Origin of the sequence: Stackebrandtia sp., assembly GCF_035643755.1 — a bacterium.
In the GTDB taxonomy this organism is placed as follows: domain Bacteria; phylum Actinomycetota; class Actinomycetes; order Mycobacteriales; family Micromonosporaceae; genus Stackebrandtia.
In genome coordinates this window covers 21,654-27,869 of sequence record NZ_DASQPW010000026.1, presented here as the reverse complement: position 1 = coordinate 27,869, position 6,216 = coordinate 21,654, and the positions used below count along the sequence as shown (strand labels likewise).

The 6,216-nt window shown below is 66.8% G+C and carries 6 protein-coding genes; 2 read left to right on the top strand and 4 right to left on the bottom strand.

The window, feature by feature from the left end:
* Positions 1 to 4: 4 nt before the first annotated feature.
* Positions 5 to 886 carry a hypothetical protein gene (locus VE172_RS02125; RefSeq protein WP_324796472.1) on the bottom strand — a complete coding sequence of 294 codons (882 nt, stop codon included), beginning with the start codon at positions 884 to 886 and terminating at the stop codon, positions 5 to 7.
* A 458-nt stretch (positions 887 to 1,344) separates the two neighbouring features.
* On the opposite strand from VE172_RS02125, the gene VE172_RS02120 reads away from it, so the two are divergent.
* Both VE172_RS02120 and VE172_RS02115 read left to right on the top strand, forming a co-directional pair.
* Positions 1,345 to 3,072, top strand: coding sequence for an ABC transporter ATP-binding protein (locus VE172_RS02120; RefSeq protein ID WP_324796469.1), 1,728 nt, complete (start codon positions 1,345 to 1,347; stop codon positions 3,070 to 3,072).
* Positions 3,069 to 4,814, top strand: coding sequence for an ABC transporter ATP-binding protein (locus tag VE172_RS02115; protein ID WP_324796467.1), 1,746 nt, complete (start codon positions 3,069 to 3,071; stop codon positions 4,812 to 4,814). Before VE172_RS02120 ends, VE172_RS02115 begins: the two co-directional genes overlap by 4 nt.
* Before the next feature lie 16 nt (positions 4,815 to 4,830).
* Here the strand turns inward: VE172_RS02115 and VE172_RS02110 are convergent, their stop codons facing one another.
* The 3 genes from VE172_RS02110 to VE172_RS02100 all read right to left on the bottom strand — a co-directional run bounded on the left by VE172_RS02110 (position 4,831) and on the right by VE172_RS02100 (position 6,193).
* Positions 4,831 to 5,154, bottom strand: a complete 324-nt coding sequence (locus tag VE172_RS02110) for a type II toxin-antitoxin system PemK/MazF family toxin (RefSeq protein ID WP_324796465.1) — start codon at positions 5,152 to 5,154, stop codon at positions 4,831 to 4,833.
* Positions 5,151 to 5,351, bottom strand: coding sequence for a hypothetical protein (locus VE172_RS02105; RefSeq protein ID WP_324796463.1), 201 nt, complete (start codon positions 5,349 to 5,351; stop codon positions 5,151 to 5,153). The genes VE172_RS02110 and VE172_RS02105 overlap by 4 nt, the downstream gene beginning before the upstream one ends.
* An 89-nt stretch (positions 5,352 to 5,440) precedes the next feature.
* Positions 5,441 to 6,193 carry a dienelactone hydrolase family protein gene (locus VE172_RS02100; protein WP_324796460.1) on the bottom strand — a complete coding sequence of 251 codons (753 nt, stop codon included), beginning with the start codon at positions 6,191 to 6,193 and terminating at the stop codon, positions 5,441 to 5,443.
* Between the last annotated feature and the right edge of the window lie 23 nt (positions 6,194 to 6,216).

The window sequence follows — 6,216 nt, the reverse complement described above, 5'->3', positions numbered from 1 at the left end:
TCCGTCAAGATCCTTTCTTGCCACTGTGTTTGGCAATGACCAGCGCCTTCTTGCCAGAACTTGAGCTGCTACCGGTCCAGAATAGATAGTTCTTGGCGTCAACCCCCGCGAGGACCGCATCGGCATACTGCCACAAGGCTTTCCCTGTGTGCAGATCGGTGACGCGCGTCGCCTTGCCAGTGGACAGGTCACGAATCTGTGGGTGGTGATTCGCATCCTGGGCGTATATGCCGTTACCGCTGATCTGCACACCGTCGCTTTTCGCATCCGCGCATCGCCACGTCTTTTTGTGTGTGTCGTACGTATTGAGGTGGGTGGTAATGGCTTGTACGGTCTGTGAATGTGTGTCGAAGCCGGACAACGTTCGGTCACACGCCTGATCGCCGACTTCAGATACGGCGACAACATGGGACTCATCGGCGGTGACGACCCGAGTAACGCTGCTGAGGTTGATGTCGTGCACTCCACCTATCCGCTTGCCCGTACTGGCATCCAGAACCTCGATACCCTTCGGATCCGAGTCCCAGTACGCATACACCACTTTTGGCTCTACAACTGGCTGCAAAACCTCTGATTGACGTGGTGCATTGGTATCACTGGTGGCACCGAGCGCATGTTGCGGAGACGGAGCCAGTACCCAAGACAACTTTTCGGAGCCGCCGCTTGAGCTGGGCCAATGCGTCTCTCCCGTCGTCGCGTCAATTGCCGTTAGTTCGTCGTGGCCAGCCTTACTCGGGTTGACCATGTACAGCGAACCATCAGCTACTTCCGCAACGTGCTGTCCGTGGGTTCCTTGATTCACATAAGAGCCTTTGAACTCATGGACGGTACTTCCCGATGTCGTGTCGACGACGGTCAGTGACCCCTTTTTAGACAGGTAGGTCACGGTATGCCGACTCGCGAAGACTCGTCGTGTCGGCGCTACATGCGGCCACAAACACAACGCCGAAAGCAACCACGGCGCTTCCCAGAGCCGTTCGTTTCAACATCACACGCGCTCAATCCTGTAAGTCAGATTTGGTGATCACTAAAACTGGCGATGCTCGGGTCATATACCGCCGTCGTGCACCAAGCCTCCGCCGTCACCATCGAAGGTTCGTTCATGGCGTCCCTGGATGTGATTGGGCATCGGGGTATCCCGCCGCACCCTTACGCCGAAAGCAGCCCTCGGGATGGTGCCCATGCGCGCATCTTCGACCACGACACCGTACCCACACTCCGAATCGTTCCGATACCTGTTCACGCTCGACGGCCCCGTCGCCGCACGGGTGTCGGCCGTGTTCGGCTCCACAGTCAACGATTCTCGATTGAGGGCGCGGCGGCGCACCGCTAGATTCGATGGCGATGCCGCTGCCCCCGCACCCCGATCCCGGCGCCCCCGATTCGCGCAGTCCCGGGCGGTATTTGTGGTGGTTGGCGCGGCGGCAGACGGGGCGGGTGTTGCGGGGGTCGTTTTGGGGGACGGCCTCGTTCGTGGGCCTGGCGATCGTGCCGTACCTGGTGGGGCGGGCGATCGACGACGGGCTGCGGCCGAAGAACCTGACGGTGTTGGCGTGGTGGACGGCGGCCCTGGTGGTGTTGGCCGCGGTGAACGCGTACGCGTCGATCATGCGGCATCGGACCATGACGCAGGTGCGGATCGACGCGGGGTTGCGGACGATTCAGGTCGTGACGCGGGCGGCGGCGCGGCTGGGGGCGGCGTTGCCGCGGCGGGTGTCTACTGGGGAGGTCGTGAACATCGGGACCTCGGACGTGAACAGGATCGCGAACTTCATGACGGCGGCGGGCCCGGGGGTGGGGTCGGTGTTCACGTGTCTCGTTGTGGCCGTCCTGGTGTTGAGGCTGTCGGTGTTGTTGGGGGTGTTGGTGCTCGTGGGGGTGCCCCTGATCGTGGGGGTGGTGACGCCGTTGATGTCGCGGTATCGGCGTTCCATGGGCGAGTATCGGGAGTTGCAGGGGGCGTTGACGGCGCGGGCGGGCGACATCGTGGCGGGGCTGCGGGTGCTGCGGGGCATCGGCGGCGAGAGCCTGTTCGCGGGGCGGTACCGGCGCGACTCGCGCGACGTGCGGGACGCGGGCTATCGCGTGGGCGGGACGGTGAGCTGGATCATCGCCCTGGCCAAGGGGTTGCCGGGGTTGTTCCTGGCGCTGGTGACCTGGGTGGCGGCCCGGGAGGTGGCGGCGCACGAGGTGACGTTCGGGGACATGGTCGCGGTGTACGGGTACGCGGGGGCGCTGGTGCTGCCCGTGTTCGTGTTCATCGAGTCGGGCCTGGCCTATGCCGCGGGGCTGGTGGCGGCCAGGCGCGTGACGAACATCCTCAACATTCCGCCCGATGTGGACGAGATCGGAAGGGGCGTCGCGGGGCCGCCCGAGGGGTCCGACCTGTGCGATCCCGTCTCGGGGGTGAGCGTGAAGGCGGGGCGGCTGACGGGAATCGCCTGCGCGGACGCCAAACGAACCACGACCATACTGGAGCGTCTGGCCAGGTACGGCGAGTCGGAGGCCAGCTTCGGCGGGGTCCGGCTGTCCGATATGGCGATCGACGAGGTGCGGCGGCGGATCTTGTTGTCGGGCAACGAGGCCCACCTGTTCGCGGGGACCCTGCGGGAGATGGTGAGTCCGCCGAACCACCCCGCCGACGCCGCGATCGCCGAGGCGGTGCGGGTGGCCGCCGCGGGCGACATCGTCAGCGGCCTGGCCGACGGGCTCGACTCCCCCGTGGACGTCCAGGCGCGCACCCTGTCGGGCGGTCAGCGGCAGCGGGTACGGCTGGTGCGTTCGCTGCTGGCCGAGCCCGAGGTCCTGATGGTGCCCGAGCCGACCTCCGCGGTGGACGCCAACACCGAGGCGTTGATCGCCGAACGCCTGCGGGAGACCAGAAGCGGACGCACCACGGTGGTCACGTCGTCCTCGCCCCTGCTCCTGGACCGCTGCGACACCGTCATCTTCCTGGGCGACGACGGCGAGGTGGCCACAGGCACCCACGTCGAACTGCTGGACGCCGAACCCGGCTATCACGCCCTGGTGATGCGCGGCATCGACGAGCTGGCCGACGAGGGCGCGTCATGAGCGAACAGTTGCCCGTGGCCGACAAGCGCCAGGTGCGGCGCGCCCTGTGGGCGTTGCTGAGCGCGGACCGACGCGCGCTCGTCGTGCTGGTGACGCTGTACGCGCTGGCCTCGGCCGCGGGCGTGGCGACCCCGCGCCTGATGGGCGTGATCGTCGATCGAGTCGGGGCGGGCGCGGGCATGTCGATCATCGACGAGCTCGGTGCGGCGATCGCGGGTTTCCTGCTGCTGCAACTGTTCCTGCTGCGGTTCGGACGCAACGCCAGCATGCGGTTCGGGGAGCGGGCGGTGGCGCGGTTGCGGGAACGCTTCGTGGACGACACCCTGCGGCTCCCCGTGTCCACCGTGGAGCGCGCGGGCACGGGCGACCTGATGACCCGCAGCTCGGGCGACATCAACACGATCGGCGACCTCACCAAGGACGTGTTGCCGACCGTGGTCACGTCCGTCATCCAGATCGCCTTCATCCTCGGCGCGATGTGCGTACTCAGTCCACTGTTGAGCCTGTGCGTCCTCATGATGCTGCTTCCCGTGTGGGTGGCGGTGCGCTGGTACCTGCGCCGCGCCCGCGCCGCCTACATCAACGAGGGCAGCGCCAACACCGACATGTCCGAGGAGCTGGCCGCCACCGCCGAGGGCGCCCGCACCGTGGAAGCCTTCGGGCTCAAGGCGAGGCGGATCGCGGCGGGCGACGCGGCGGTCGGCGGCGCCGTCAGGACGCGGATGCGCACCCTCGGTCTGCGCTCGGTGCTGTTTCCCGTCGTCGAGTTCTCCTACGCGCTGCCGATGGCCACCGCGCTGCTGGGCGGCGGATTCCTGTACGCCCATTCGCTGGTGACCCTCGGGACGGTGATCGCGGGGGTCCTTTACCTGCAACAACTCGCCGAACCGCTGGACCTCGCCCTCACCTGGACCGAACAGATCCAACAGGGCGCCGCCGCGTTCGCGCGGGTACGCGGCGTCGCCGAGGTCAAGCCCGACCGCGAACCCAGCGGCGAGCTGCCCGCCGACGACCGGATCGCCGTCGAGTCCGTCCACTATGCCTACACGGAGGGGCGGGACGTCCTGCACGACATCAACCTTGACGTCCGCGCGGGCGAACACCTCGCGATCGTCGGCCCGTCGGGCGCGGGAAAGTCAACGCTGGGAAGGCTTCTGGCGGGCATCGACCACCCCCGCGAGGGCCGCGTCAGCCTCGGCGGCGTCGCCGTCACCGACCTCGACGCCACCGAACTGCGCCAACGCGTCGCCCTCATCACCCAGGACCACCACGTGTTCATCGGCTCGGTGCGCGACAACCTGATCCTCGCCAAGCCCTCCGCGACCGACGCCGAGGTATGGTCCGCGCTGGACACCGTCGGCGCCGCCGACTGGGTCCGCGCCCTCCCCGACTCCCTCGACACGCAGCTCGGCGCGGGCAACACCGAGCTGGATGCCCCACGGGCCCAACAGATCGCGCTGGCGCGCCTGATCCTCGCCGACCCGCACACCCTTATCCTCGACGAGGCGACCTCCCTGCTGGACCCGAGTGCGGCCCGTCACGCCGAGCGCGCCCTCGCCGCCGTCCTCAAGGGACGCACGGTGATCTCGATCGCCCACCGCCTCCACACCGCCCACGACGCCGACCGCATCGCCGTGGTCGACGACGGCCGCATCACCGAACTCGGCGACCACGACGCGTTGGTGGCCGCGGGCGGTTCGTACGCCCGCCTGTGGCACTCGTGGCACGGGGATGGGAATTAATGCACTGCTCAACGTCTTATGCACAAAGGCCCAGGTACTGACCTACGGCGTGTTCGACCTCGGCGAGTTCGTCCCGTTCGAGGAAAAACTCTGGATCACCATGGATATACATGACATCGATGGTGCGTATCTGGTCTATGAGAAATCGGGTCAGTGTGCCACCAAGCTCGATTTCGGGTCGGAAGACGGCGGCCTGAGCGCTTGTAGACGTTGGAATCACCGTGGCGACACTCCATGGTAGACCGCTGGGGCTCAACACAAGACCGAAACGGCGGCCTCGCTGCTCGTGCCCACGTTTGGCGTCGCCGAAGTCGACTCGGTAGACGGCACCTCGAATCACCAGGCGTCCTTCTCGTTGGACAGGTCCTCGTCAGCGAGTCGTTCGGCATCTTCGCGCGCGTGGTCCAACCAGACCTCGCGGTCGAGCAATCGCAGGGCACGACGGATCACATCACTGGTGCGTTCGCCAGTACGCATGGCGGCTTCAATGATTCGGTTGTCTTCTTCCGTCGGCCTGAATCCGATTGTCGTGGACATGCCGCCAAGCATACTCCACTGTTGAACTTTTGTCGAGCTAATGTAAAACACTCGAAGAGTCGAGGGATCGGTTACGGGAGTAGCCCGCCCTACTTTTCGCCCTTCAGATTGCGCGCGAACAGGTCCAGCAGTTCGTCCCAGTGGCGCTTCTCGCCCTCGGGGTGGTGGGCGGCGGTGTCGGCCATGGTGAAGCCGTGGACGGTTCCCGGGTAGATCGCGGTGGAGTGGCGGAGGCCCGCGGAGTCCAGGCTGTCGGCGAGCTGGCCCACCTGCTCGTCGGTGTAGTCGCTTTCGGCCAGTCCCAGCACGACCTCGGCGCCGATCCGCGGCGCGAGGCGGTGCGGGCTGGAGTCGGCGTCGGTGAGCATTCCGCCGGGGTGGAAGGCGGCGGCCGCCTTCACCTGGTCGGGATGTGCCGCGGCCGTACGGATCGCCAGGACGCCGCCCATGCAGTAGCCGACCGTGCCCACGGGGCCCGGACGGACCTCGGGGCGTGAGGCGAGGTAGTCGAGGAAGGCGGCGGCGTCGTCGTGCACCCGATCGAGGCCGTGCTGGTGGACCATCGGCATGATCTTCTGGAAGAAGGGCGCCCGTGCCTCGGGCTCCGCGAGGTCGGGCACCTCGACGACGGGCGCTCGGCCGTGACGGTAGAAGACGTTGGGCGCCAGGACGAAGTAGCCCTCGGACGCCAGGCGCTCGGCCATCTCGTGGATGTTGGGGCGCAGCCCGATCGCGTCCATATAGAACAGCACGCCGGGGTGCCGGGCGCCGTCGCCGGGGTGGGCGATGTAGGCGTCGGCGGTGCCGTCGGGCGTGGGAATGTCGATGGTTTCGGTATACATATGAGTCCTCCTACCGACAACCT